The organism is Methanomicrobiales archaeon HGW-Methanomicrobiales-1 (genome assembly GCA_002839675.1).
Taxonomy (GTDB): domain Archaea; phylum Halobacteriota; class Methanomicrobia; order Methanomicrobiales; family Methanospirillaceae; genus Methanoregula.
Map to the genome: position 1 here is coordinate 284,205 of PGYM01000003.1, position 23,850 is coordinate 308,054.

The following is a 23,850-nucleotide window of genomic DNA, read 5'->3' on the forward strand; positions in this document are numbered from 1 at the left end:
ATAATGAGAGTATAACTTGGAAAAAAAATGGGGGGTGTATCAGGTTAAAATATGAAGATACTGGGGAGGTCATGATTCATAGATTGATCTATATGTACAGGTGGAGCATCATTTTCCGGTGCCAGTTCTTCTTCTTCTTCCTGTGCAGGCAGATCCACTGCAAAGTAGTGTGCTCCTGCAACAACAGTTCCCGCAAGCGACAAACAGATCATAAACAGTACGAGCCAGGTAAGCGGTGATTTATCGGATTGTGATGATGTCATTTGTTCCAACCTCAAGAAAAACTCGAAGACCAATTATAATTACAAAATATTAACAGATAAACAATGGTTTTTTTATTCCGGGCAGCCATCAGGAGCAAGGACGAGAATCATGCATCTGCGTTCTTGATACAAGACGCTATTCATGGCGCTCCTTATGAGATGAATGCAAAAACAACGTCAACTGGCTTTTGCTTTTAGTTTTAAAAAAAAAATTGCTCTGTAAAAATTCTCTATATTAATAATGGGGGCTGATGCCCCCATACCCCCGCGAATGAGTGTGTGCCGCCGCCCCGAAGGGCGCCCCGCGGCGGCCTCAGGAACGTTTTTCATTTTTTATAAAACGGTAATCCGTCCCGCCGTGGCCCGTGAGGGGCCCTGAGGCGGGGGTGCTCGTTCGGGGTTTGGGGCGGAGCCTCATAATATCTTTTACAGAAAACAGTCGAGCCAGAGACGAACTTTCACACTCTCCCCCATCCCCTTATTACCCCCTGCAACCTAACCTCTCACCAACCAAATGAGCGAATACATCAGCCACCCCCTGGTCAGGCCGGACAGCATCGAGAAACGGGAGTACCAGCTCTCGATTGCGATGAAGGCACTGGATGCCAATACCATGGTCATCCTGCCCACCGGCCTTGGCAAGACGGCTGTTGCACTCCTTGTTGCCGCATCCCGGCTCTATAACGAGGGGGGCAGGATCCTGATGCTTGCCCCCACCAAGCCGCTCGTGGAGCAGCACCTCCGTTATTTTGAAAAATACCTGCTGGCAAAACCGCAGGAAGGCAGTTCCGCATCCCCGTTTGTTATGTTCACCGGGGAAGCCCCCCCATCCGAGCGCACCGAGGACTGGAACCGGGCCACCGTGATCCTTGCCACCCCGCAGGTGGTGAAAAACGATCTTCTTGCCGGCCGCTACACGCTTGCGGATGTCTCTTTGCTGATCGTGGACGAATGCCACCGGGCCGTGGGCAATTACGCGTATGTCTTTTTAGCCCAGCGCTACATGGGCACCGCGGACAAACCGCTGCTCCTCGCGATGACGGCATCGCCCGGCGGCGTGCAGGAGAAGGTGCAGGATGTCTGCTCGAATCTCGGCATTGCCCATATCGAGAACCGGACCGAGACCGACCCGGATGTCCGCCCGTACGTGTTCGAGCGCGAGCTGGAGTACGTCTCCGTTGACCTCCCCACCGATCTCAAGGCAGCGATCCACGCCCTCGATGCGCTTATCGGGGACCGGCTCGCCCTGCTCACCTCGCTGAACTTCACCGTGCCCAAGCGCGACAAGCTCTCGATGAAGGAGCTCAACGGGATCAATGCCCAGATCCAGCAGCGGATCCAGAACCAGGACCCGGCCGCCTACTCGGGAGCATCGCTCTATGCGGAACTGATGAAACTCCGGCACGCGATCACCCTTGCCGAATCGCAGGGCAGTGAGGTGCTCAAAGGGTACCTTGCAAAGCTTGTCGCTGAAGGCACCGGGTCCGGGGGAAGCAAGGCGAGCCAGCGCTTAGTAAAAGACCCGATCTTTCAGGAACTCTTCGAACGCACGCTCGGGTGGACAAGAGAACTGCACCCGAAACCCGATATCGCCCTGAAACTCGTGCAGGACCAGCTGGTCTCCCACCCCGACAGCCGGATCATTGTCTTTGCCACGTACCGCGACACCGTGCAACTTCTCGTGGATCACTTCACCAGTCACGGCATCTCCTGCGAACGCTTCGTGGGGCAGGCAACGAAGGACGCCGAGAAAGGGCTCTCGCAGAAGAAGCAGATCGCGGCCCTGACCCGGTTCCGCGAAGGTGAGTTCAAGGTGCTGATCGCAACATCGGTTGGCGAGGAAGGCCTAGACGTCCCGGCGACCGACATGGTGATCTTCTACGAGGCGGTTCCCTCCGAGATCCGGTCCATCCAGCGCCGGGGCCGGACGGGAAGGTCCGGGGCAGGAAAGATCGTGGTCATGGTCACGAAGGGAACCTCGGACGAGGTCTTCCGCCATGTCAGTGCATCGAAAGAGAAACAGATGCACAAGAGCATGCGGACGATGGGCGGCTATACCTCATCCGCCGCACCGCAGCAGCCCCTCGTTGTCGAACAGGAGACCCTCGATGAATTCACCCCGCAGGGACCCAAGATCATCATCGATGACCGCGAGACTTCCTCAAAAGTGGTTGAAGTCCTCTCGAACATGGGCGCCGTGATCCGGATCGAGCGCCTCCCCCACGGCGATTACGCGATTGGCGACCGCATCCTCGTCGAGCGCAAGACCGCGAGGGACTTCGTCGATACGCTGATCAACCGCGACCTGCTCGGGCAGGTAAAGGCGATGGCGGAATCGGTGACCCGCCCGGTGATGATCATCGAAGGCGGGGACCTCTATGCCCAGCGGGACATGCACCCGAACGCGATCAAGGGCGTGCTTGCGGCCCTGACGGTGGATATGGGTGTCTCAATCCTCTTCACCCGCGACGAGCAGGACACCGCCCAGATGCTCTTTGTGCTCTCGAAGCGCGAGGACGGGGAGCGGGGCGAGCGCAAGGTGCACCCGCACAAGTCCCATCACTCACAGAAGGAGGAGCAGGAGTATATCATCTCGGCGTTTCCGGAGATTGGTCTCCGGAATTCCCGGTTATTGTTAGCTCACTTCGGGTCTATCCAGGGGATTGTGAATGCTTCTGTTGAAGAGCTGGCAGCGGTGAAGGGGATTGGGGAGAAGACGGCTCAGAAGATTTTTGATTTGTGCCGGAGGGTGTACGGGTAGGGATTTTTCTTTCAAACCAAGAGGAATGATATTTTCTAAAAAAAAAGAAATTTTCAATGTGGAATTGATAGGACTGCACTCAGCACAACCAATAGAAGTGCCAGAACAATTGCTCCAGCTACTAATCTGATTGCTGAACTCATTCCTTCCTCTAGTGAAGTCAATACATCTATTAGCAAAACTTCCTCACGTTTACGTACTGATAGTCTCATCGTCAAGTGGCAAAGTTTATTTAATGGAAAACAGAAACGTAAGCGTTCAACTTTAGGTTCTGTATTCTCATGAATACTGAGTCCGAAAGGATGTGCCATGCATCCTTTCATCATCCTCCTGATTATTGCTGATATTTTTATTATTATATCATACTGTATTTTTGATGGTTATACTCATTCTCATACATGGGGAAAACAATCTATCCTTTTTATGAATGTCATAATGTTTATCATAATGGTTTTGAAATTACTTTCATGCAAGGAAAAATATTTTTACAAATTTTTTAATTGAAAATTTTTTATTTGATAATCAAAATTTTCTCTTAATTATGATGAACCCCTCCGCCCCCGCGGCGGTTTCAACGACTAAGAATAAAATCTCCCTGCCCCGCCGTGCCCTGAAGCGGCCCTGAAGCGGGGAGCCCTCCTTAGTATTCCACCATTTCAACCATTCTTATGATTATATTAGATCATATCCGGTTCACAGCAGGACACCCCCCCTCCAATCTAAGAGGGGTACCCCCCTCTCAAAAGTACGAGGGGGGGATACCCACCCCCCTCTCCAAAAACCGGGAGGGGGACCCCCTCCCCCCCTGTCTTGGACAAGAGGGGGTACCCCCCCATTTCCGGCATCCGCATGGCCCCCGCTTCCCGTGGAGTCCCGTCTGAAAACCCGGTTACCGGTCCGCGCCGGGAAGGGGGGTACCCCCCACTCAAAAGTTCGAGAGGGGGTACCCTACCCCCCTGTCCAAAAAATGAGGGGGGGTATACCCACCCCCTCTCCAAAAAGCGAGGGGGGGACCCCCTCCCCCCTTGTCTCGCGCAAGACAGGGTACCTCCCCCCCCTCCGGGTGCTTGTACCGGGCTATTGCTTCGCGTGGAGTCACGCCGGAGAGAGGTTTTTGTGAGGGGGGGTCATGAGGGTGGGATACCCCCTCTCTTCCGTACGAGTGGGGGGGACCCCCTCCCCCTCTCAAAAAATGAGGGGGGGTCCCCTGCCTGCCCTACCCCCCCTCTTGCCCGGGACAGGGTACCACCCCCTCCCCCCCTCTGAAATTTGAGAGGGGGTACCTATCCCCCCCGCTTTTGGATTGGGTACGCTTTCCGGAAATTTTTGAGCACAGTGATCACAGGAAATTGAATCCTTTGAACTTGCCCGGGTCGTTACCTATGCAAACCGTTAATGTGTCTGTAGTGAATCATGCATAGAACTTCAATTAAAAACGCGTGTGTTATCATGACAAAGACAAACATCGCTGAAAAAGGAGCCATCATCCAGAGAGACCTTGAGACATTCTCCATCTCCCCTCACATCCCCGGCGGCTTTGCCGACCCGGCCCAGCTGAGGAAGATCGCGGACGTGGCAGAGAAATATAACGCGAAATTCGTCAAGCTCACCGGTTCCCAGCGCATAGCCATCATCGGCATAAAGGAAGATGACCTGGACAAGGCCTGGGCTGAGTTTACCGATCAGTCAAAGGCCATCGGCCAGACCATACGCAGCATTAAGATCTGCCCCGGCACGCGGGCCTGCAAGAAAGCCCGGCAGGACAGCCCCGCTCTCGGGTTTGCCCTTGACAAAGAGTTCTATGGCAAGTCCGCGCCGGCCAAGTTCAAGATGGGCGTCTCGGGATGTCCCAACTGCTGCAGCGATTCGTGGATGAAAGATATCGGGTTTTTCGGCACCGATACCGGGTATACAGTAATCGCTGGCGGCAAAGGTGGAGGCAAGCCGAAAGTGGGCCGGGTAGTAGCAGAAGGCCTGACTGAAGACCAGGCATTAATACTGGCAAGGAAGGCGATCGCATTCCACCAGGCGAATGGCAAGTTCCGCGAGCGCCTGGGTGATACGATCGACCGGGTCGGTTTCGACACGTTTGCAAAAGCCGTGCAGTGAGACGTCCTGCGGGATGTCCCGGTCACCTGACCTTTTTTTTTAACCGTGACAGGGTGGTGAACAATGATCCCGGTACGGGCAAACAGTCCCCGATGAGATCATAACATCGTTTATCCGTGGTAACACCACCTGGATAATCATTCACCCGTGCCCCTGTCGATAACGATCTCATGACCCGTTGCTCAATCACCGGCCGCGTCGCACACATCGCACCCCACCATCGGGCTCACCGCTCAGCGACAGGCAATTGCTCCATCCGGTTGAAAAAAGTTTTATCCCTTCGGCGGGTTTTGGGGCCGTAACCACGAGAAGTATTATTTACTCCCCCTCATGAATAGTCTCCTTATACATAACCGGCGGAGTCTGCCTGCATGAATCGTTCCTTCCTGTCTGACCTGCAAAAAAGGCCGCATATACTTGTAGTAATTATTGCCGCCATTTCCATCACCGTCCTGATCCTGAACGGTTACGGGCTCATGATGGGAATAACCAATGTTCTCCCGCACCTGTTTTACATCCCGATTATTCTCACATCCTACTTCTTTCCCCGCCGGGGGATACTCTTCTCGGTTATCATTTCGGCAATCTATTGCAGTATGGTATTCATCATCAATCCCGTCATTTCCGGGGAACTGTTATCCGCAGGGGGGCGGGTCATACTGTTTGTCCTGATTGCTGCCGTTGTCTCGTTACTGACCATCCGCCTGCAGGAGAGTGCGATGCAGTTCCAGGGCGTAGCTGAGCGGAGTTCCGATATTATTATTCTCACGGATACAACCGGAACCGCGACGTATGTATCCCCCTCGGTTAAGAGAATCCTGGGCTGGGAACCTGCTGAAATGATCGGGAAACAACCCCTGGATTTTATCCCCCCCGATAATCTCAGCCAGTTACTGGCATCCGTCTCGGATATTACCGGAGATAGATCTTCGGTTGAGATTACGGTCCCGTTCCAGAAAAAAAATGGGGAATATTCGTTCCTGGAATTTTTTGGAGCACCGATCATTAAGGATGGATCGGTTGCGGGAATCCAGGTGATTGGGAGAGATGTCACGGAACGCAGTCGGATAGAAGAAGTTCACCGCGAAACCAACCGGCGTCTTGCAGAGATCATTGATTTCCTTCCGGACCCGACGGTTGTAATCAACAAGGCGGGCATTGTTGTTGCATGGAACCGCGCCATGGAGCAGATGAGCGGGATTCCGGCATTGGATATGATCGGCAAGGGAGGACATTCGTATACGGCATGGATTTCCGGGGACACGGGTTCTATCATCCTCGATTATGTCCTGCGACAGGATATTGAAGGAATTAAAACTGCGTATAAGAATGTCCATTTCGAAGGGAATACGGTCAAGACCGAGAAGGATATTACCCGTGTGGATGGCACTCACTTCTCGCTCTGGATAAGTGCAACCCCGCTGATTGACCAGAATGGAGAGATTACCGGTGCGATCGAGTCTGTGCGGGATGTTACGGACCAGAAAAAGATCCAGCGTGCATTGCAGGAATCGAATGCGTACCTGGATACGGTAATCAATACTCTTGCCGATCCCCTTTTCATCAAGGATCGCAGGCACCGGTTCGTCAAACTCAACAACAGTTTCTGCCAGTTTTTCGGGCATACCCGCGAGGAATTGCTGGGAAAAACCGATTACGATTTTTTCAAAAAAGAAGAGGCGGATATTTTCTGGGAGAAAGACGAGGAGGTCTTCCTGACCCATAGTGAGAATGAAAATGAGGAGGATGTCACTGATTCGCTGGGAATCACCCGCACGATCATTACCAAAAAGACCCTTTACTCCAATACCGCCGGCGAGGAGTTTATTGTCGGGATCATCAGGGACATCACCGAACGCAAACGGGCAGAAGCCGCTCTTCGCATCACCAATAAAAAACTCAACCTGCTCTCCGGTATCACTCGCCACGATATCAAAAATCAGCTGATGGCATTGAATTCCTACATCTATCTCAGCGAAGAGTCGGTTAATGATCCGGATGAACTGAAGAAAATTTTTGCAAAGGAGGAGATGATCGCAGAAGCCATTGCCCACCAGATCAGTTTCACCAAAGATTATGAGGACCTGGGGGTCAAAGATCCCGTATGGCAGAATGTAAGCACGCTTATCACGAGAGTGATCCCCCGGCTTCCGGTGCGGAATATCCGGATTGATGCCGGAGATCCGCATCTGGAGATTTTTGCTGATCCACTGCTCGAAAAAGTATTCTACAATCTTGTCGATAATGCCCTCCGGTACGGGGGAGAGCAGATGACTTCCATCCGGCTGATGAACCGGGAGGACAACGGGGTCCTGATCCTTACGGTCGAAGATGACGGGACGGGCATTTCTGCCGGGGATAAAACGCAGTTGTTTACCCGGGGTTTTGGCAAACACACCGGTCTTGGTCTTTACCTTTCCCGGGAGATCCTTGCACTGACTGATATCACCATAAGAGAGACCGGCACACCGGGTTCAGGTGCACGGTTCGAGATCACGGTGCCGAAAGGTACCTATAAATTCACACCGGCACCGTGATGTGAACCGGCAGAGATCCAGATTTTTTTACAAACTCCGGCACAGGGATCTTTCAGGAATAATCCCTGTAGTGGAGAAGGGACCCGATTCCCTGCTCCTGATGCAAATCACCACCGGTGTTGATAGTAGAGTTGACACGGAGAGCCTCGTATTGCAGCATTGAGGTGATTCACGATGCGGGTATCAGCAATGCTGCATCAGATCCCTGCATGAGCGTGTTCCCCAGGACGCTTGGGGATGTTGAAAATCTAAAATGTCCAAAAAGAGTGGAGAAAATTTACAGCCTGCAAAGAATCTCTAACGATTCCGTGCCGGCTTTTACCGCGTTCATCAGGAGAAGCACATTCTCGGGGTCCTTCTCGTTCTGGATGCGCTCGCAGAGGGAAAGGACTGTCATTGCCAGTTCATCGGTCAGCAATCCTCCCTCCTCATTGCAGGTGCAGGAATCCTCGTCGTGATCCCCTCCACAGCCACAGGTTTCGCCCTGTTCGTGGTGATGGGCATGGTGCGCATGGTGCGCTCCGGCCTGTTCAGCGGAAACCTTTGCATCGGAAATCATTGCGGACTTTTCGGCAGGTGCGTTCTCCGCACAGACGACACAGAGTGTCTTTCCCTTCACTTCAAAGAGCGGGCAGCCGCAGGTTTTGCAGGTCTTTTCGAGCATTTTACCCCCTTTGAGGAGGTATTCAGCCATAATTTCATCTTCTTTGCGCACTGGCATACAGTCACCGTCGATTTGATATTTAACCTATATATGCCGGTCCCACATATTAACTACAGGTACACAGGTAGGTGTTCCCATGCCAAACCCTGAAAAAACTATGGAAAACTGTATCCTGATGTTGCAGCACATACAGGAGGACAGCTCGATCCCCAGAAATATCCGGCGCGTAGCTGACGAGACCCGGACGCTGCTAATGAACAATACCAAGGCGATGGGCCTGCGCGCAGCCGAAGCCATTTCAAAAGTTGATGAAATCTCCAATGATCCCAACATGCCGATCCACGCCAGGACCCGTATCTGGGAACTGGTGTCCCAGCTCGAAACAATCCCGCTGGATTAAAAAAATCTCTTCTATTGTCTTTCTTTTTTCAGATTCATTTGCCATCGTCTTAACGTGTACCGGGTCATTATCGTAAAACCGATATACGGGCGGACCATACATCGTTATGAGTATGGCTTATGGCATTTGAATGGGATCCGATCCTCTTTGTCAACCTAGTATTGTGCATCATCATCGTACTGCTCGGTCTGCTCTGCTACCGGAGAAATCCCGAACCCCTTCCCTTGTATATCGGTGCCGCGTTCGGCCTTTTTGGCATCTCGCATGCCGCAACCCTGCTCGGGTTTAAGGTAGCGCTTACCCTCCCGCTCATCGTGATCCGGACCCTTGCGTATATCCTGGTAATCTATGCACTCTGGACCCACCTCCAGACCAGTCTCATTATCAAAGAGGGGCAGCAGGCCTGGGCTGAGTACTTCAAAGATGAGCTCCGCCAGCCTTCCGAAGATGCGAATGTTCCGGAACAGAAAAAGTAACGTCTTTGTTTAAATCCGGTATTCACGAAAAAGACCGTTTTTTTGCAGCGGGTGGAATGCCTCGTCCCGCATTCCCCGGGCCATGATCTCTCCTGTGCAGGATAAAATTACCCCCACTTCCTGAGATAAAAACCCAAGCACATAAATCCATTCTCTTCCCAGTACGGAACAGGAAGATTATGACGGGAGAAATTAACGGAAGTAACGGATCCCATCTCCTGAAAGGCAGGTTGGAAGCGTTATCGGATGGTATCTTTGCGTTTGCGATGACGCTCCTTGTCATCGGCCTGAGCGTGCCGGATAAGGCGACACTGGTATCCTCAAATGCCTATGCGCTTCAGGTTCTCCTCAACCTCTATTCCGGTTTCGTGCACTATGCTATGGCGTTTCTTATCCTCGGGGCGTTCTGGCTCAGCCAACACATGCAATTCCATTCCGTAAGGACTCTCGACAAGAGATTCATCTGGATTAACCTCGTGACGCTCATGTTCGTTGCCAGCCTCCCCTTTTCATCATCCTTTTCCGGTGCTTTTTCCGGTGTCACGGTTGGTGCAATGGTCTTTGAGTTGAATCTCCTCCTTATCGGTATGGGCATGTCCCTCCAGTGGTGGTACGCCACGGATGGCAACCGGTTGACAGAATCCACGCTGACACCGGCCTACATCCGGAAAATTCGTTTCCGGAACCTCGTTGTCCCCGCGGTTTCATTTGTAGGCATCCTGTTCGCACTGGCGGGAAACACCTGGAGTACAGCAATATATATGACGCTTCCTTTCGTCTTTTATGGTGTGGAGTACATTTCCGGGTGACGGGAGGGACGGGAGAACTCCGGGCCCGGATCCTCAGGAATTCCTGTGGGGCCCTCTGGGAACGGTATGCACCGGTGACTCCGGCAGAATGGTGAACCTGCGTATGAAACAAAAGAATTATTCACCCGCAAATCCTTGTTTCCTTCCACAATGAACGTTATCACACTTATTACCGCATTTGTGCCATGGATTGCGTTCAGCCTTATTGCTGATGCTCCCCTCGGTAATCCGCTGACGAGTCTGACCCTTGCCTTTATCATCGGTATTGTGCTTACCCTTCTGACGAGTTACCAGCAACTGCGACGGGGCTACATCCTCTCCGTTGTCACTATCGTGTTCTTTGTCGTGTTTTTCCTCCTTATTATCGGATTAAAACAATACTGGCTTGCGAACTACATCTCGGTACTCTCGATGCTGCTGCTTACGGTCATCTGCTGGGCAACGATGCTGTTCCATTTCCCCTTCACCCTCCAGTATTCAAGGGAAGGTGTGGAACCCGAGCGTGCCAAAAGTGCACCATTCATGCGGGTAAATTATATCATCACCGCGGTATGGGGAATTGCATTCACGCTCAGCTTTGCGATAGATGCCTTCCTGATGTTCCGACCTGATCCGGGTCTTATGTTCTGGGACAACCTGAAATGGGTCTTTATGGTAATTGCGATCGTCTTTACCATGTGGTATCCGGATTATGTCCATAAACAGAGGGCATTGAAGCTGGCTTCGGATATCAAAAAGACCGAATAAAAAAAGGGACTCATCTCATCCCCCATACCTTTTTTTGGCAGACTCAGGAATAATAAAAACGAAAAGTGTGCGGTCAACTCTGTGGTTTTAATCCCGCAAACCTCTCTTGAAAATTATCCTGTTTTTGTTTTTTTCCCGTTAACAATAGAATATTAAAAAAATCTTACCGCACTTCTGTTTTTTTGGATTTACCAGCTTTTCTTGAATGTCCCGTCACAGGTCCATGTCCGTCGCCACGACCGGGAACAGCCGGTGCGGATCTCCCGGAGCCCGGCATCCCGCATCAGGGTCCGGATCTCGGATAGGGGCATCCCATGCCAGGGGTTTGCCGGTTCGCGGATGATGAGCGTGCCTTCCGGCCGCAGGCATTTTGCGAGCGCACTGACGATATCTATCCTCTCCGTGGGCGCGATATCGTGGAGGACAAAGTGGATGATGACGGTGTCGAAATGGTTTTCGGGAACCGGCATCCGCGTGATATCGCCCTGCAGGTATTCGATGTTGGGAAAATCCTTCAGCCTTTGCCGGGCTTTTTCCATCCAGTACGATGAAATTTCCACACAGGTCAGGGCACCATCCGGGGTGAGCATGCTGGCGAGAGCACGGGACAGGCATCCCCCGCCGCTCCCGAACTCGAGTACCCGCTCCGAGCCGGAAAGTCCCAGATTTTTTACATACTTTGGGTGGTAAAACCGGGAACGGATCCGGTAATCGATCAGCTCTTCTTCGATGATCCTCAGGAGTGGGAAGTGAACGGGATCCATGGTGGTACCTTTATTCGCGTGATAATGCTTGGATTCACCCGGTTAAAAACCTGATGAACCGATAAGGAAAAAAGAGGTGTTGTTATGCTGGTTGGGGGAACTGCTCCGGAGTCACGAGCGAAACCGGTCGCTGGTAAATCAGGACATCCCCGGTTGAAGCGGTCATCGAGAGCTGTACGCCATCCACATTGTAGGCCATGATGTTTCCCAGGATATTCAGGTACATGGTTTCCTGGTTTGCAAGCGTTGAGCAGTACTTTTTACTGGAGGATACGTTGCTGATGCTTATCCCCAGCCCTTTCGGTGTTGTCTGGCCGGTGAAGGCGTACGATGCATAGTAGTTGTTGCAGCCATCATATCCTGTCAGGGTCCCGTCTGGCATGAATGTCAGGGAGATCTGTGTAATAGGCGTGGTCACTGCGGTACCGTCCTGGACTCCCATCCGGGTGACAATCCAGTCCCCTGCCAGATCGGCAGGTACTGCGGGTGTTGCCGGGGTAGTTACAACCATTGTCGGGGGCAGCGTAGCAGGAGTGGGTTGTGCTGCGGGCTGGGTGCTTGTGCAACCGGTAATCATAATGGCTGCAATCACTAAAAATGCCAGTAATACGACGAATTTTCTCATACGTGAAATGGGTATTTCCTCATATTTAAATTATCATCAGGAGCCACTCGTTCCGGGAGTTTTGAAGGGGAAAAAAGATTCAGAGATCCTTTACCATCAGGCAGATCTCACCCTCAAGCCCTTCAAAGACGGCACTTTCCCCCATGAGGAACGATGCATACGGGATCGAACCTGCCCGGGTAAATCCGCACTGCGAAAATGATCGGCAGGACCGGGGTCCGGTGCAATCGGCAACGACCGTCCGGAACCCCCGGTCCCGGGCGAAAGCAACCACGTGGCGGATGAGGGCAGTTGAGACCGAACGGTTCCTGAATTCGCGCCGGGTGCCCAGCTGGTAGACATGCAGGGCCATGCCGGGTGCAATGGATTCAACGTCCAGGAATTTTTCTTCCAGTGCACTGATGAGCTGTATGGTTGCATCAAACCGGGAGAGATACCCCTGCATCTCCGGCCCGAGTGCACTGAGTTCCATCGTGAGATCGTGACAGAAGATAAACCCGATCACGTCACCGCTCTTCTCGTCGCGTGCAATGAAACTCAGTCCCTCAGTCTCACAGAATTGCACATAGGTACGGGCAAATGGCAGGAAGTCCTTCTCAATAATCCTGTGCCAGCGGGTCGTGGGTTCGTCCCGGACAAAGACTTCCGTGTAGAGACGGGCCGCTGCTTCGACCGTGTCCGGGCCGAGAGGAATACAGGTGAATGGTGCCGGATCTTCCCGGGCGTTTTGCTGCCGGTGCGGCAGAATGTTGTCAGGACATATTCGGGTTTGATCGGCCATCTGTGTTTTAGTCTTTGAGCCGGCACTTTGCATAGTTTTCGGGGTTTCGTGCAGGGGGGTCCGTTTATGATCTGGTTCGCCACAGCGGGGAAGTAGAGTGACGGTTCAAAACCGCACGTATGGTCAGGAGATGGGTTTTTCCTCTCCCGATGACCCCCGGCACGCGGGAAAAATAGTTTTCATCTGAAGGGAATCTATAAAAAAAGTTAGAAGTTCGGTTCGCCCGAGGAGGCGGGATTATAGCGCCCTGCCGGTACCGGAGTCTGGGCGGGTAACGGGGTTGACGTGGGTACTGGTGTCACAACGGGTGTTGGAGTGGGCTGGATTTCGGATATGTGCATATGGTCGGTGCGTCCCGGCAGGTTGATGCGGTCAGGTTCATTATCCCCGCAGAACGTCACCATGTAGGAAGTCAGGGTATTTTCGTCTGCATTCTTGCACTGGAAGGTCGAGGCATCGTCATCATAGGCATAGCTGTACGATCCGATCAGATACTCGTGGAAGAACTGGGCAGTCTGCATATCCTTGGGCCATGTCGTAGGATCGCACTTGGTATTTCCGTTAATACTGTAATCCTGTGCTGATCCATAGGGTGGTTTACAGCAGTATTCTTTCCACCGGGGATCGAGGGGGTTTGGTGGCGAGGCCGCGGAACAGGCACTCCATATCGCCTTCATCGTGCCATCAGAAATCTTGGCAAGCCGGGAATAGCTCAGGCCGGTTGAGTTAAACAATGGGATCAGGTCAGTCTTTGTCCCGGCCTGCCCGCAGTCAAATTTCGCATGGTTTGCATCCAGGGGAATCTTCTGGCCGGTTCCCGGTACGAGTTCGATGAGCATGGGGACATTGAAGCCATCGACAATACTCACATCGTATGTGTCATGCCCATTCTCGTCAAAATTGATCTCCCCTTTCGTTGCCGGGGGGGTGACACCCTGTCCTGCGCACTGGGTCTTGCCCTTGCCATCGGTATATACTCGGCAGGTTTGCCAGCCGCAGTCCAGATCATCATCACTGCCCGTGCAGCCCGTGCGTCCCCAGAATGCTCCCTGCCAGTTCCTGACTACTGTGGAGGTATGCGTTCCGGTTTTTGCATCAAGTTTGAATCCTCCTCCGTCAACAAGAGGTGTTCCCTGATCGCATTTGAAAAAATTACCCTCGCCCTTTGGACCTGCACAGGCAAGTCCATCGCACTTGGTTGTCGGGTTGCAGCCAATAGCTGTTGTTCCGGTCCCGTCAAACATGCAACTGCACCCGCCATAGACCTTGTCTTTTCCTACAGGGTCTGGTCCGGGAGGTACACCAATAACTTTGTATTGTTCGCCACCTTGGATTGCAACCCAGACGGGATACGAACAATGGTTCTGCCACTGGATACTGTGATCCGCCGCACTGGCCGGGGTGACCAGAAGTGCTGCCAGGAACACGAGACAGAGAATTAGCATTTTCCTCATTTTTAAAAACCTTACCTTTTGAGATTGGCACCTGCCTTTTTGAGCATTTCGTTTTTTAATTGAAATGCCGTGGAAAAATGCCAAGAATGAAATATGGGAAGGGAAAATATCAACAGATCCTATGAAAAGAGCCGGTTTATCTGCTGTTGTTCTTCTTTGCGTTCTCCTCTTCCTCGGGGGGTGTATACAGGTGATTATCAATCCTCCCGGAACACCGGGTGTCGTGGCGCCGGTGGTCACAACAACTACGCAACTGCCCGTTGCCGACGATACACCACTACCGGTAGCAACAACAAATCAGAAAGATGCCTCCGTTGCTACCTCAACGCACGATCCCCGGTTCATTGTCCCGGTCGGCGATACCAGCCGGGTCGGGCACCGGATTTTCACTTTTAATTATGCTTCGGAATATGGCGGTTCACACGAGTATAACCTTAAGGTACCCATCAATATGTCGGTATACTATGGCGCAAAACAGATGAAGATCGGCTTGCCGGCCAACTCCATGAATCCTGAGGAGATCAAAGCCTACATCAACTCGTTTGAGTCTGACCCGGCAATGAATGAGGTCTATGATGATGTTTTAAAGGAGCTGCGGAATGCGCGCTACCGTGATGGGGGATATCTGTCGGACGATGAGTACCTGGAGCTCATCGTAGCTTTTGTCCAGCAGATACCTTTGGTGGAAAACCCATCTCCCTATCGCAAGTACCCTGTCGAGGTTATTTATGACAAATCGGGCGATTCAGATGAAAAAAGCCTGCTCCTGGTTAACCTGCTCGCCCGTGAAGGCTATGATGTCTCCCTGATGGTTTTTGAAGATGAGGGGTACGAGACCACCGGTATACGAGTCCTTGAACAGGTCCCCGATTCCTCTTTAAAGTTATTTTCCAACGGTAAAAAAGATTATATTTTCATTGACGCGAGCCTGCCTGCGTTTATCGGAAGCGTGCCGAGAAAACCGGTAGATTTTGAGAATGTCGATGACCCGACGATTTACCCTGTAGGGAATGGAACGAAGAGCTATGGTCCGGTGAATTATGTCTGGAAGGTTGTAGCAGATCTCCACCGCATGGCCGAGCTTGGCAAGATCGATAAAACCACGGTCATCAACCGCTGGGACAGGACCGGAACCTGCTCGTGGATCAAGAACTCCAAGTTGCTCAAGGACACCACGTGTTACTGCTGCGATATGTAAAAACTCTTTTTTAAAATCAATATCCCTGTTTCGTAATCATCTGCTTCCGTAGGACCGAACATGTTTCCATGCTGCGTGATAGTTGTCGAACCCGGTTTTATCCTCATCATATATGCCCATATCCTCGCGGTGGAACGGTATACGATCCTCTCCCACCGGACAGACTTTGAGGCAGATTCCGCAGGGAGAAATGGAGCGTTTGTGCAGGGCTTCGGATCGGGTGGCACACGTAATCTTGTCAGTAATTCCCTCCGGGTATTCCGGCCCCGGGATCGCGTTGACCGGGCAGGCATGGACACACCGCATGCATTGTGTGCAGAGTGATTCTTCCATGATGGGATCAGGAGTGATCTCTGCGGTCGTGAAGACGGAGGTGAACCGGACCCGGGGACCGAACTGCGGGGTCAGCAGCACATTATTGATCCCGAATGTTCCCAGGCCGGCGAGGTAGGCTGCATGGCGGTGGGAAAAGAAGACAACCGGTTTTTCCTTCAGTATCCCGATCGATCCGTACCCGTCCCGGGGGAGGCTGACCGAGGGAATACCCTGTGCGTTTAAGGATGCAGCAATACGGAACGCACTGGTGTCCAGCAGCGTATTGACTGTATGGTACAGTTCATGGTACCAGATGGAAGGAGCCGTCTCGACAATGGGAAGGCTGACCGGGATGCCGATGACAATCACGGTCTTTACTTCCGGCCAGATTGCCTGGGGCCGGAACTCGCGGGGAACCCAGGGTTCGAAGGGTAGTGTATCCCAGCGCTGGGCAGAAGCAAATCCCACGACTGGGATATCCAGTTCAGCACATTTGCCGCAGACCTGCTCCCTGATTATATTGCTCATTATTTTACTGTGCGTGGCGGGCGGGGATAATAACTTGTGCCGGATGAAATCTGCGTTATTCTCCGGTAACGGTGCAGATGACTGTTCTCTCCCGCCCGGCATTGACATCCAGTTCCAGCAGCACGATCTGTTGCCAGGTGCCGCATAACAGGTTACCGTTCTCAATAGGAATCGTCAGTGATGGTCCCACCAGTGCTGCCTTTACATGCGAGCGGCCGTTGCCGTCACCCCAGCGGGTATTATGGGCATAGTCTGCATTATCCGGAGCAAGAACGGACAGGGCTCGTTTGAGATCCTGCAGTACCCCGGGTTCGAACTCGATCGTGGTCAGTGCCGCTGTCGAGTGCTGCACAAAGAGATGGACCAGCCCCGTGCTGATCCCGCTCTCCGTCACGATTTTTTTCACCTGGTCCGATAGATCGATCACATCGCCTTCACGGTGTGTTGTTACGTGCAGGGTTCTGGTAAACATGGATACATCCCAACAGATCCTCTTTTCTCATCGGACAAAATTATTCCCCTTGTCCAAAGGAGATCCGCGTGTTCCTCTGGCAGGTGCCCACTCGCCAAACCACCGGTGCTCAAACAAGTATGCAGACCGTTCACTGCATGCCAGCAACCGGCTGCACCAAAAAGATCACGAAAAACTGATACGAAAAAAAAGAGATTATTCGGATTTTTCTGATCCGTTTGTTTCAGGAGCAGACGGTTCTGCCGTCACTTCTGAATTGTTCTCACCATTGTCAACTTCGGGCTGGACAATGGCGACACCCACGACCCGGTCTTTGTCATCCAGGCGTATGGTCCGGACACCTTTGGTTCCGCGCCCGATGATCCGTATCTCGCTGACCGGCATACGGATGACGACCCCTTCTGCGGTCATGACAATGATCTCATCGGTATCCAGGACAGCACGCGACTCAATCACAATGGCATTGCGTTCGAGCTGCATGTTCTTGACACCCATCGTGCCCCGGCCATGCCCGCGGAAGTCATCAAACTCCGTCCTCTTCCCGAACCCTACATCGGATATGGTGAGGAGGTGGTCCTTCTCGACTAACGTGAGGGCAACTATGGTATCCTCGCCCCGGAGTTTCATACCCCGGACCCCGGATGCATTGCGCATCACGGTGCGGACGGTCTCTTCATGGAACCGGAGACTGTAGCCGAAGCGGGTAGACAAGACGATCTCCTTAGAACCGTCAGTTGCAATGACATCGACTAACTGGTCGTTCTCCTTGAGCCGGATGGCATTGGTCCCGACTGAACGCGGGTTGGAGAATTCTGTCTGGGGGATCTTGATGACCTGTCCGTACCGGGTGGCAAACAGCATGAACCGGTCTTCCCTGAAGACCCGGATCGGGATGACCTTGGTCACGATCTCGTCTTTTAAGTTCAGGAGATTGACGATCGGTTTGCCTTTTGCAATCCGTGAGCTTTCGGGGATCTGGTAGACTTTGAGCCAGTAGACCCGGCCGATGTTGGTAAAGCAGAGCAGGTAATCTTTCATCTCTGCCGCAAAGACCCGGTCCACCCCGTCATCATCCTTGGTGGTCATGCCGGTGATCCCGTGACCGCCCCGCCGCTGCTTGCGGTAGGTATCGATGTCCATCCGCTTGATGTAGTTGGCGGTAGTGAGCGAGATTAAGACCGTCTTGTCCTCGATCAGGTCCTCGTTGGAGAGATCGCTCGTATCTATCGCGATCTCGGTTCTCCGGGCATCGCCGAATTTGGCCGCAATCTCACTGGTCTCGCGACGGATCTCGTCTTTGATGTTGGCTTCATTCGAGAGAATGGTCTCGAGCCGTAAAATCTCGGCTTCAAGTCCTTTCTTCTCATCATTGATCTTCTGCTGCTCGAGTGCTGCGAGGCGGCGGAGCTGCATCTGGAGGATTGCATTTGCCTGCAGTTCATCGAGCCCGAACTGGGTGATCAGGGCCAGTCTGGCATTGTCAACCGAATCGGATGCCCGGATGGCTTTGATGATCAAGTCGATCTTGGAAAGGGCGATAAGGAGACCGATTAAGATATGGACTTTATCCTGCGCTTTCTTTAAGTCAAACTCCGACCTGCGCCTGATCACTTCGATACGGTGGTGGACGAAGTTCTTTAGAAGGCCGTGGAGGTTGAGTACCTTTGGCTGGTTTTCGACAATCGCAAGATTGATCGCCGAGAAACTGGATTCGAGTGCGGTCAGCTTGTAGAGCTGGTTTAAGATGACCGCTGAGATCGTGCCCTTGCGGAGCTCGAAGACAACCCGGATGCCGTCTTTGTCCGACTCGTCGCGGATATCGGAAAGGCCGTCGATCCGTTTCTCTTTGACCATCTCGGCAATGTTGGTGATCCACTGGGCTTTGTTGACCTGGTACGGGAGTTCGGATACGATGATACGGTCGCCCCGGTTGCCCCCTTCACTCTCTTCGATGGTGGCTACCCCTCTGACGACCACGCGACCCTGCCCGGTGGTGTAGATGTTTTTTACCCCTTCGGTGCCCATCATGACCCCGCCCGTCGGAAAGTCGGGGCCGGGCATGACCTTCATGATCTCTTCAACCGGGATTTCCGGGTTGTCGAGGTAGAGGTTGACCGCTGCGCAGACCTCCCGCAGGTTGTGCGGGGGCATCTTGGTTGCCATACCGACGGCAATACCATCCGTGCCGTTGACCAGCAGGTTGGGAATCTTTGAGGGGAGGACGGTCGGCTCTTTCAATGACTCATCGTAGTTCGGGATGAACCTGACGGTATCTTTGTCGAGATCCTCTAAGAGCGCTTCTGCATACGGGAAGAGCCTGACCTCGGTGTACCTGCTGGCTGCAGCAGAATCACCATCAACCGATCCGAAGTTACCCTGCCCCTGTACCAGCATGTTGCGGTACGAGAAGGGCTGTGCCATCTTGACAATCGTGTCGTAGATAGATGCATCGCCGTGCGGATGGAACTTACCCATCACTTCACCGACCACCCTCGCACTCTTCTTGGTGGGTTTGTCGCTGGTGTTGCCCATCTCCCACATCGCAAAGAGCGAGCGGCGGTGAACGGGTTTGAGACCATCGCGGACATCGGGGATTGCACGCCCGATGATGACACTCATTGCGTAATTGATGTACGATGTCTTCATCTCGTGTGCGATACTGATAGGTTCGGTGCGGTGGGTTTCCGGGCCGCTTGCGGGGGGGACTTCAGATGTCAAGGTTGGTCACCTCCTTTGCATGGCGGATGATGAAATTTTTCCTGATCTCCACGTCCTTTCCCATCAGGGTCCTGAACATCTCGTCTGCCTCTAATGCATCCTCAATGGTTACCTGCTTGAAGACCCGGTACTCCGGGTCCATGGTGGTATCCCAGAGCTGCTGGGCGTTCATCTCACCAAGACCCTTGTACCGCTGGACAGAGACGCCTTTGTCGCCCATGGCGGCCGATACGATCTGCATCTCTTCTTCAGTCTGTACCCATTTCTCTTCCTTTCCTTTCGAGATCCGGAACAGGGGGGGCTGGGCGATATAGATATACCCGGCTTCGACCAGTTTGAGCATGTACCGGTAGAAGAAGGTTAAGAGGAGGGTACGGATGTGTGCGCCGTCAACATCGGCATCGGTCATGATCACGATATGGTGGTAACGGGCCCGTTCCTGGTCGAACTTCTCGCCAATCCCCGTACCGATTGCGGAGATGAGCGTCTGGATTTCTGCGTTCTTCAGGATCTGGTGCTCGCCGGCTTTTTCCACGTTGAGGATCTTTCCCCTGAGGGGTAAGATGGCCTGGAACTTGCGGTCCCGTCCCTGCTTGGCTGAACCGCCTGCAGAGTCACCTTCCACAATATAGACCTCGCTCTTGGCCGGGTCGCGTTCCGAGCAGTCGGCGAGTTTTCCGGGAAGTCCGGAACTCTCTAAAGAACTCTTGCGCCGGGCAAGGTCGCGGGCATTTCTTGCGGCTTCGCGGGCCTTGGCTGCCGAGAGGGCTTTTTCGATGATGATCTTGAGCACATTGGGGTTTTCGTCGAAATATTCGCTCAGTGCTGCATAGACCAGCGAGTCGACCGTGCCCTTGACGCTGCTGTTTCCGAGCCGCATCTTGGTCTGCCCCTCGAACTGGGGGTTTGCCATCTTGATGGAGACAACCGAGGTTAGCCCTTCACGGACATCTTCGCCCCGGAGGGTGATGGTTGAGTTCTCCTTGATCAGGCCGTTTCTCTTTGCCACCGTGTTGATCGTCCGGGTGATGGCGCTGCGGAAACCTTCGAGATGCGTTCCACCATCCTTGGTATTGACCGAGTTGACGAATGAGTATATCTTCTCGTCGTACGAGGTCGTGTACTGCATGGCGACTTCGATCTCGAGTTTGTTCTCCAGGTCCTTTTTCGAGATATCGATCGGAGACGGGTGGAGGCACTCCAGCCCGTCGTTTAAGTATTTGACAAACTCGACAAGCCCGCCTGCATAACAGTAGGTGGCGGCATCGCCGGACCGCTCGTCCGTGATGGTGATGCTGAGGCCCGCATTGAGGAATGCGAGTTCCCGCATACGGTGGGCGAGCACATCATAATCGAATGTAGTGGTCTCAAAGATGGTGGCATCGGGAACAAAGTGGATACGGGTGCCGTTCATCTTTGCACCGAACTGCGCAAGGAAGTTGAGGCGGCTCTCGCGCTCGGATTCGACCGGATCGATCTCCGGTGCAACCGAGAGATCCTGCTGGCCGCTTGCATGGGTATTTACCGGTACTGCTGTCCGGGAGAAGGGGGCTGGTTCCCCATACCACTGCTGGTACCGGGCAAGCAGCTCATTGAGGGACTCTTCCCGCGTAGAGAGCGGGGAGGTCATGATGCCTTTGGCAAAACGCATCTCGTAGACATTGCCGTCTCGGTAGACATGGGCGGAGAGCCAGTTGGAAAGTGCGTTGACTACCGAGACGCCGACGCCATGGAGACCTCCGGAGACCTGGTAGCTCTCCTTGTCGAACTTGCCTCCTGCATGAAGAACGGTCAGCACTACTTCAAGAGCGCTCTTGCCAGTCTTCTCCATCCGGTCGACCGGGATACCCCGGCCGTTGTCCTCCACCTGGAGGGAACCGTCTTTATTGATGATTACCGAGATCCGGCTGCAGTGTCCGGCAAGTGCTTCGTCGATGGAATTGTCCACAACTTCGTAGACAAGGTGGTGAAGACCCCGGGTATCGGTACTGCCGATGTACATAGCCGGGCGTTCGCGGACTGGTGTGAGCCCTTCAAGCACCGTGATATGGGATGCGTCGTACGTGTCTGTCAAGTAAAACCTCCGTTAAAAAAATGAAAAAAATAGTGTTGAAAATTCACAATAAATATTGGCTGTTCAATGACTTAAAGGATAGGCGTAAAAATAGGTTTCTTCTATATAAATGCTGCCCCCATTACCGGAACTGCCCGATTTCGGCATCCTTAATCCCCAGTTCACGGTCGATTGCAACGACGAGCCGGTTGAGGGTGAGGATCACTTCTTTTGCATCTTCCTTGTCCATATTGCCCGGCTGGTGCCAGATCACTTTCTTCCGGAGCAGCGTGGTGAGTTCTTCAACTTCGGTTCCCCGGAACTTCTCCGGAAGCGTGAGTCCCTCGACGTGATCCCCCACACCGTGCCATGCCTGTTCAGGAGGCAGGGCGAAGTGTTCTGCGATCAGCATGATGCTGGTGATAAATCCGTGCCCGAACTGGTTTGCCATGCAGAGATGATGGAAGGGAATAGTAAAAAAGATGACTTAGCACCGGCTCAGAAAAGGCTGGTTGCGGTCAGCCAGATGGTGAGCGGGACTGCGATGATGAATATTAGGGAGAGGGTGAGGAAGGCCCATTCGATCTGACGGAGCGGTTTTTTTGCAACAAAGAGATAACTGTCACGCCCGTAGCCCCGGCAGAGCATACTGGTGTATACCCGCTCTCCCTGCTCGTAGGAGCGGATGAACATGGTACCCATGGTATACCCGAGTTGTTGGAGCCGGTAGCGGTACGGGAGATGGCGATCGAACGCATCGAAACATTTGGTCTTTAAGGTCTCGTTGATCTTGCGGAACATGTAGGCAAAGACGAACAGGTACCGGATCATCATCCCGAGTGCAAGGGCAAACTCCGCGGGCAGTCCCAAACGGGCAGCCCCTTCGAGCATATCGTGCATCTTTGTTGTAGATGAGAGCAGGATAATAAACGATATACAGATAACGAATTTAACCAGCAGGATGAACGCAAACTCGATTGACTGGGCGTAGATATTGATCCCGAAAGGAAGGCTCATTACTACGGTGTAATCAGTGTAATATTTATTTTTTAAAAAGATCTGAAAGAAGATGATCATACCCCAGAGCGGGACAATGGTCATTAAGCGTTTTGCATAGACAACCGGAGACAACCGGGTGCAGCACCAGAGCACCAGGAAAAAAAGAAAGAAGATCGCCCCTACGGTATAGATCATGGTAGAGTAGGGCACCGCAACCAGTGCAATGATCGCGGCAAATGCGATGGCGATCTTCACGCGTGCGTCGAGCCGGTGGATCATACTGTCCTTGTAGGCATCCCGTTCTATCTGGAACAGCTCTTCGATCATGATCGCTTGCCAAAGGCGCGAAGCAGGGATTCTTCTGCTTCTGCATAAGTATATGCCATCGATACTTCGATACCGTTTTCTTTGAGGCTGCTGAGCAATCGGGGAATGACCGGTACATCGAGCCGGACTGACTGGAGCATTTCCGGCTGCACGAAGATCTCATCTACCGTACCGCTTGCAACGATCCGTCCTTTGTCCATCACATAGATGTAATCTGCAATTTCGGGAACAAGTCCGACATCATGGGTGGAGAAGATAACGGTCATCCCGTATTTTGAAGAGAGGGTGTTGATGAATTTGTTGAGATCCGCGACACCCCGGGGATCGAGGCCGGCGGTCGGTTCATCGAGCACGAGCACTTCCGGTTCCATTGCAATCACGCCGGCAATGGCAACCCGCTTTTTCTCGCCTCCGCTGAGGTGATGCGGCACCCGGTTTGCCAGGTGTTCAATGCCTACTACCTGCAGGGCTTCATGCACCCGGTGGTGAATGGTCTCGGCATCGAGCCCGAGATTCGTGGGGCCGAATGCTACATCCTGCTCAACGGTTGGGGAGAATATCTGGTCGTCTGGGTTCTGGAAGACGATACCAACAAATTTCCTTATCTCCCGGCTGTTCTGTTTTGTTATGGGTTCGCCACGGATAAGCACGGAACCGGATGTGGGTTTGAAAATACCGTTGAAATGCTTGAACAGCGTGCTCTTTCCTGCACCATTCGATCCGATCACTGCGATGCGGGCCTTTCGCGGGGCTATGAAATTGATGTTGTTTAATGCGGTGACTTTGCCGGGATAGACGTAGCAGAGATCGCGGGTCTCGATAAGGTGCATGAGTATAGGAAATAGGTTGA

21 protein-coding genes and 1 pseudogene are annotated in these 23,850 nt (G+C 52.9%); 9 read left to right on the forward strand and 13 right to left on the reverse strand.

Annotation, left to right across the window (positions count from 1 at the left end; all coding sequences use genetic code 11):
- Positions 1 to 44 precede the first annotated feature (44 nt).
- Positions 45 to 263, reverse strand: coding sequence for a hypothetical protein (locus tag CVV30_10845; protein ID PKL68401.1), 219 nt, complete (start codon positions 261 to 263; stop codon positions 45 to 47).
- A 514-nt stretch (positions 264 to 777) separates the two neighbouring features.
- Here CVV30_10845 and CVV30_10850 point away from each other — a divergent pair.
- From CVV30_10850 to CVV30_10865, 4 genes are all read left to right on the forward strand, one after another.
- Complete coding sequence (locus CVV30_10850) at positions 778 to 3,024, forward strand: Hef nuclease (protein PKL68402.1); 2,247 nt, start codon at positions 778 to 780, stop codon at positions 3,022 to 3,024.
- Between the two features lie 309 nt (positions 3,025 to 3,333).
- Positions 3,334 to 3,528 (forward strand): hypothetical protein, encoded by a 195-nt coding sequence (locus tag CVV30_10855; protein ID PKL68403.1) that lies wholly within the window; start codon positions 3,334 to 3,336, stop codon positions 3,526 to 3,528.
- 945 nt (positions 3,529 to 4,473) lie between these two features.
- Complete coding sequence (locus tag CVV30_10860; protein ID PKL68404.1) at positions 4,474 to 5,133, forward strand: NAD(P)/FAD-dependent oxidoreductase; 660 nt, start codon at positions 4,474 to 4,476, stop codon at positions 5,131 to 5,133.
- Between the two features lie 371 nt (positions 5,134 to 5,504).
- Positions 5,505 to 7,670 carry a hypothetical protein gene (locus tag CVV30_10865; protein ID PKL68405.1) on the forward strand — a complete coding sequence of 722 codons (2,166 nt, stop codon included), beginning with the start codon at positions 5,505 to 5,507 and terminating at the stop codon, positions 7,668 to 7,670.
- 277 nt (positions 7,671 to 7,947) lie between these two features.
- Here CVV30_10865 and CVV30_10870 read toward each other — a convergent pair whose 3' ends face one another.
- Positions 7,948 to 8,391 (reverse strand): hypothetical protein, encoded by a 444-nt coding sequence (locus tag CVV30_10870; protein ID PKL68406.1) that lies wholly within the window; start codon positions 8,389 to 8,391, stop codon positions 7,948 to 7,950.
- 79 nt (positions 8,392 to 8,470) lie between these two features.
- On the opposite strand from CVV30_10870, the gene CVV30_10875 reads away from it, so the two are divergent.
- The 4 genes and pseudogenes from CVV30_10875 (at position 8,471) to CVV30_10890 (ending at position 10,766) form a co-directional block, all read left to right on the forward strand.
- Entirely contained in the window at positions 8,471 to 8,734 is a 264-nt protein-coding gene (locus CVV30_10875; GenBank protein PKL68407.1) for a hypothetical protein, read from the forward strand.
- A 119-nt stretch (positions 8,735 to 8,853) separates the two neighbouring features.
- Positions 8,854 to 9,093, forward strand: a pseudogene (locus CVV30_10880) (hypothetical protein).
- 296 nt (positions 9,094 to 9,389) lie between these two features.
- Positions 9,390 to 10,019: a DUF1211 domain-containing protein gene (locus tag CVV30_10885; protein PKL68408.1), complete on the forward strand. Its 630-nt coding sequence runs from the start codon at positions 9,390 to 9,392 to the stop codon at positions 10,017 to 10,019.
- A gap of 150 nt (positions 10,020 to 10,169) precedes the next feature.
- Positions 10,170 to 10,766: a hypothetical protein gene (locus tag CVV30_10890; protein PKL68409.1), complete on the forward strand. Its 597-nt coding sequence runs from the start codon at positions 10,170 to 10,172 to the stop codon at positions 10,764 to 10,766.
- 188 nt (positions 10,767 to 10,954) lie between these two features.
- On the opposite strand, the gene CVV30_10895 is transcribed toward CVV30_10890, so the two are convergent.
- From CVV30_10895 to CVV30_10910, 4 genes are all read right to left on the reverse strand, one after another.
- Positions 10,955 to 11,530, reverse strand: a complete 576-nt coding sequence (locus CVV30_10895) for a hypothetical protein (GenBank protein PKL68410.1) — start codon at positions 11,528 to 11,530, stop codon at positions 10,955 to 10,957.
- 82 nt (positions 11,531 to 11,612) lie between these two features.
- Entirely contained in the window at positions 11,613 to 12,155 is a 543-nt protein-coding gene (locus tag CVV30_10900; protein ID PKL68411.1) for a hypothetical protein, read from the reverse strand.
- A 79-nt stretch (positions 12,156 to 12,234) separates the two neighbouring features.
- On the reverse strand, positions 12,235 to 12,969 hold the full coding sequence (locus CVV30_10905; protein ID PKL68412.1) for a hypothetical protein: 735 nt from the start codon (positions 12,967 to 12,969) through the stop codon (positions 12,235 to 12,237).
- Positions 12,970 to 13,142: 173 nt separating this feature from the next.
- Positions 13,143 to 14,390: a hypothetical protein gene (locus CVV30_10910; GenBank protein ID PKL68413.1), complete on the reverse strand. Its 1,248-nt coding sequence runs from the start codon at positions 14,388 to 14,390 to the stop codon at positions 13,143 to 13,145.
- Between the two features lie 121 nt (positions 14,391 to 14,511).
- Here CVV30_10910 and CVV30_10915 point away from each other — a divergent pair, with 121 nt between their 5' ends.
- Positions 14,512 to 15,588 (forward strand): hypothetical protein, encoded by a 1,077-nt coding sequence (locus CVV30_10915; GenBank protein PKL68414.1) that lies wholly within the window; start codon positions 14,512 to 14,514, stop codon positions 15,586 to 15,588.
- A 36-nt stretch (positions 15,589 to 15,624) separates the two neighbouring features.
- Here the strand turns inward: CVV30_10915 and CVV30_10920 are convergent, their stop codons facing one another.
- From CVV30_10920 to CVV30_10950, 7 genes are all read right to left on the reverse strand, one after another.
- Complete coding sequence (locus tag CVV30_10920) at positions 15,625 to 16,431, reverse strand: epoxyqueuosine reductase (GenBank protein PKL68415.1); 807 nt, start codon at positions 16,429 to 16,431, stop codon at positions 15,625 to 15,627.
- A 55-nt stretch (positions 16,432 to 16,486) separates the two neighbouring features.
- The gene (locus CVV30_10925; GenBank protein PKL68416.1) at positions 16,487 to 16,903 is read right to left on the reverse strand and encodes a secondary thiamine-phosphate synthase enzyme; all 417 of its coding nucleotides are present in this window, start codon (positions 16,901 to 16,903) and stop codon (positions 16,487 to 16,489) included.
- A gap of 195 nt (positions 16,904 to 17,098) precedes the next feature.
- Complete coding sequence (locus CVV30_10930; GenBank protein ID PKL68417.1) at positions 17,099 to 19,621, reverse strand: DNA gyrase subunit A; 2,523 nt, start codon at positions 19,619 to 19,621, stop codon at positions 17,099 to 17,101.
- Positions 19,611 to 21,695 (reverse strand): DNA topoisomerase IV subunit B, encoded by a 2,085-nt coding sequence (locus CVV30_10935; protein PKL68418.1) that lies wholly within the window; start codon positions 21,693 to 21,695, stop codon positions 19,611 to 19,613. Before CVV30_10935 ends, CVV30_10930 begins: the two co-directional genes overlap by 11 nt.
- Positions 21,696 to 21,816: 121 nt before the next feature.
- Positions 21,817 to 22,125 (reverse strand): hypothetical protein, encoded by a 309-nt coding sequence (locus tag CVV30_10940; GenBank protein PKL68419.1) that lies wholly within the window; start codon positions 22,123 to 22,125, stop codon positions 21,817 to 21,819.
- Between the two features lie 47 nt (positions 22,126 to 22,172).
- Positions 22,173 to 23,000, reverse strand: a complete 828-nt coding sequence (locus CVV30_10945; protein PKL68420.1) for a cobalt transporter — start codon at positions 22,998 to 23,000, stop codon at positions 22,173 to 22,175.
- A complete protein-coding gene (locus CVV30_10950) occupies positions 22,997 to 23,830 on the reverse strand; it encodes an ATP-binding protein (GenBank protein PKL68421.1) in 834 nt (277 codons plus the stop codon). The genes CVV30_10945 and CVV30_10950 overlap by 4 nt, the downstream gene beginning before the upstream one ends.
- Positions 23,831 to 23,850: the final 20 nt, after the last annotated feature.

Bases quoted from the DNA above. Each gene is read 5' to 3' on its own strand.
- CVV30_10945 (PKL68420.1), bottom strand. From the start codon at position 23,000: ATGATCGAAGAGCTGTTCCAGATAGAACGGGATGCCTACAAGGACAGT.
- CVV30_10940 (PKL68419.1), bottom strand. From the start codon at position 22,125: ATGGCAAACCAGTTCGGGCACGGATTTATCACCAGCATCATGCTGATC.
- CVV30_10900 (PKL68411.1), bottom strand. From the start codon at position 12,155: ATGAGAAAATTCGTCGTATTACTGGCATTTTTAGTGATTGCAGCCATT.
- CVV30_10855 (PKL68403.1), top strand. From the start codon at position 3,334: ATGCATCCTTTCATCATCCTCCTGATTATTGCTGATATTTTTATTATT.
- CVV30_10920 (PKL68415.1), bottom strand. From the start codon at position 16,431: ATGAGCAATATAATCAGGGAGCAGGTCTGCGGCAAATGTGCTGAACTG.
- CVV30_10890 (PKL68409.1), top strand. From the start codon at position 10,170: ATGAACGTTATCACACTTATTACCGCATTTGTGCCATGGATTGCGTTC.
- CVV30_10910 (PKL68413.1), bottom strand. From the start codon at position 14,390: ATGAGGAAAATGCTAATTCTCTGTCTCGTGTTCCTGGCAGCACTTCTG.
- CVV30_10925 (PKL68416.1), bottom strand. From the start codon at position 16,903: ATGTTTACCAGAACCCTGCACGTAACAACACACCGTGAAGGCGATGTG.
- CVV30_10895 (PKL68410.1), bottom strand. From the start codon at position 11,530: ATGGATCCCGTTCACTTCCCACTCCTGAGGATCATCGAAGAAGAGCTG.
- CVV30_10860 (PKL68404.1), top strand. From the start codon at position 4,474: ATGACAAAGACAAACATCGCTGAAAAAGGAGCCATCATCCAGAGAGAC.
- CVV30_10865 (PKL68405.1), top strand. From the start codon at position 5,505: ATGAATCGTTCCTTCCTGTCTGACCTGCAAAAAAGGCCGCATATACTT.
- CVV30_10905 (PKL68412.1), bottom strand. From the start codon at position 12,969: ATGCAAAGTGCCGGCTCAAAGACTAAAACACAGATGGCCGATCAAACC.
- CVV30_10885 (PKL68408.1), top strand. From the start codon at position 9,390: ATGACGGGAGAAATTAACGGAAGTAACGGATCCCATCTCCTGAAAGGC.
- CVV30_10870 (PKL68406.1), bottom strand. From the start codon at position 8,391: ATGCCAGTGCGCAAAGAAGATGAAATTATGGCTGAATACCTCCTCAAA.
- CVV30_10875 (PKL68407.1), top strand. From the start codon at position 8,471: ATGCCAAACCCTGAAAAAACTATGGAAAACTGTATCCTGATGTTGCAG.
- CVV30_10915 (PKL68414.1), top strand. From the start codon at position 14,512: ATGAAAAGAGCCGGTTTATCTGCTGTTGTTCTTCTTTGCGTTCTCCTC.
- CVV30_10845 (PKL68401.1), bottom strand. From the start codon at position 263: ATGACATCATCACAATCCGATAAATCACCGCTTACCTGGCTCGTACTG.
- CVV30_10950 (PKL68421.1), bottom strand. From the start codon at position 23,830: ATGCACCTTATCGAGACCCGCGATCTCTGCTACGTCTATCCCGGCAAA.
- CVV30_10850 (PKL68402.1), top strand. From the start codon at position 778: ATGAGCGAATACATCAGCCACCCCCTGGTCAGGCCGGACAGCATCGAG.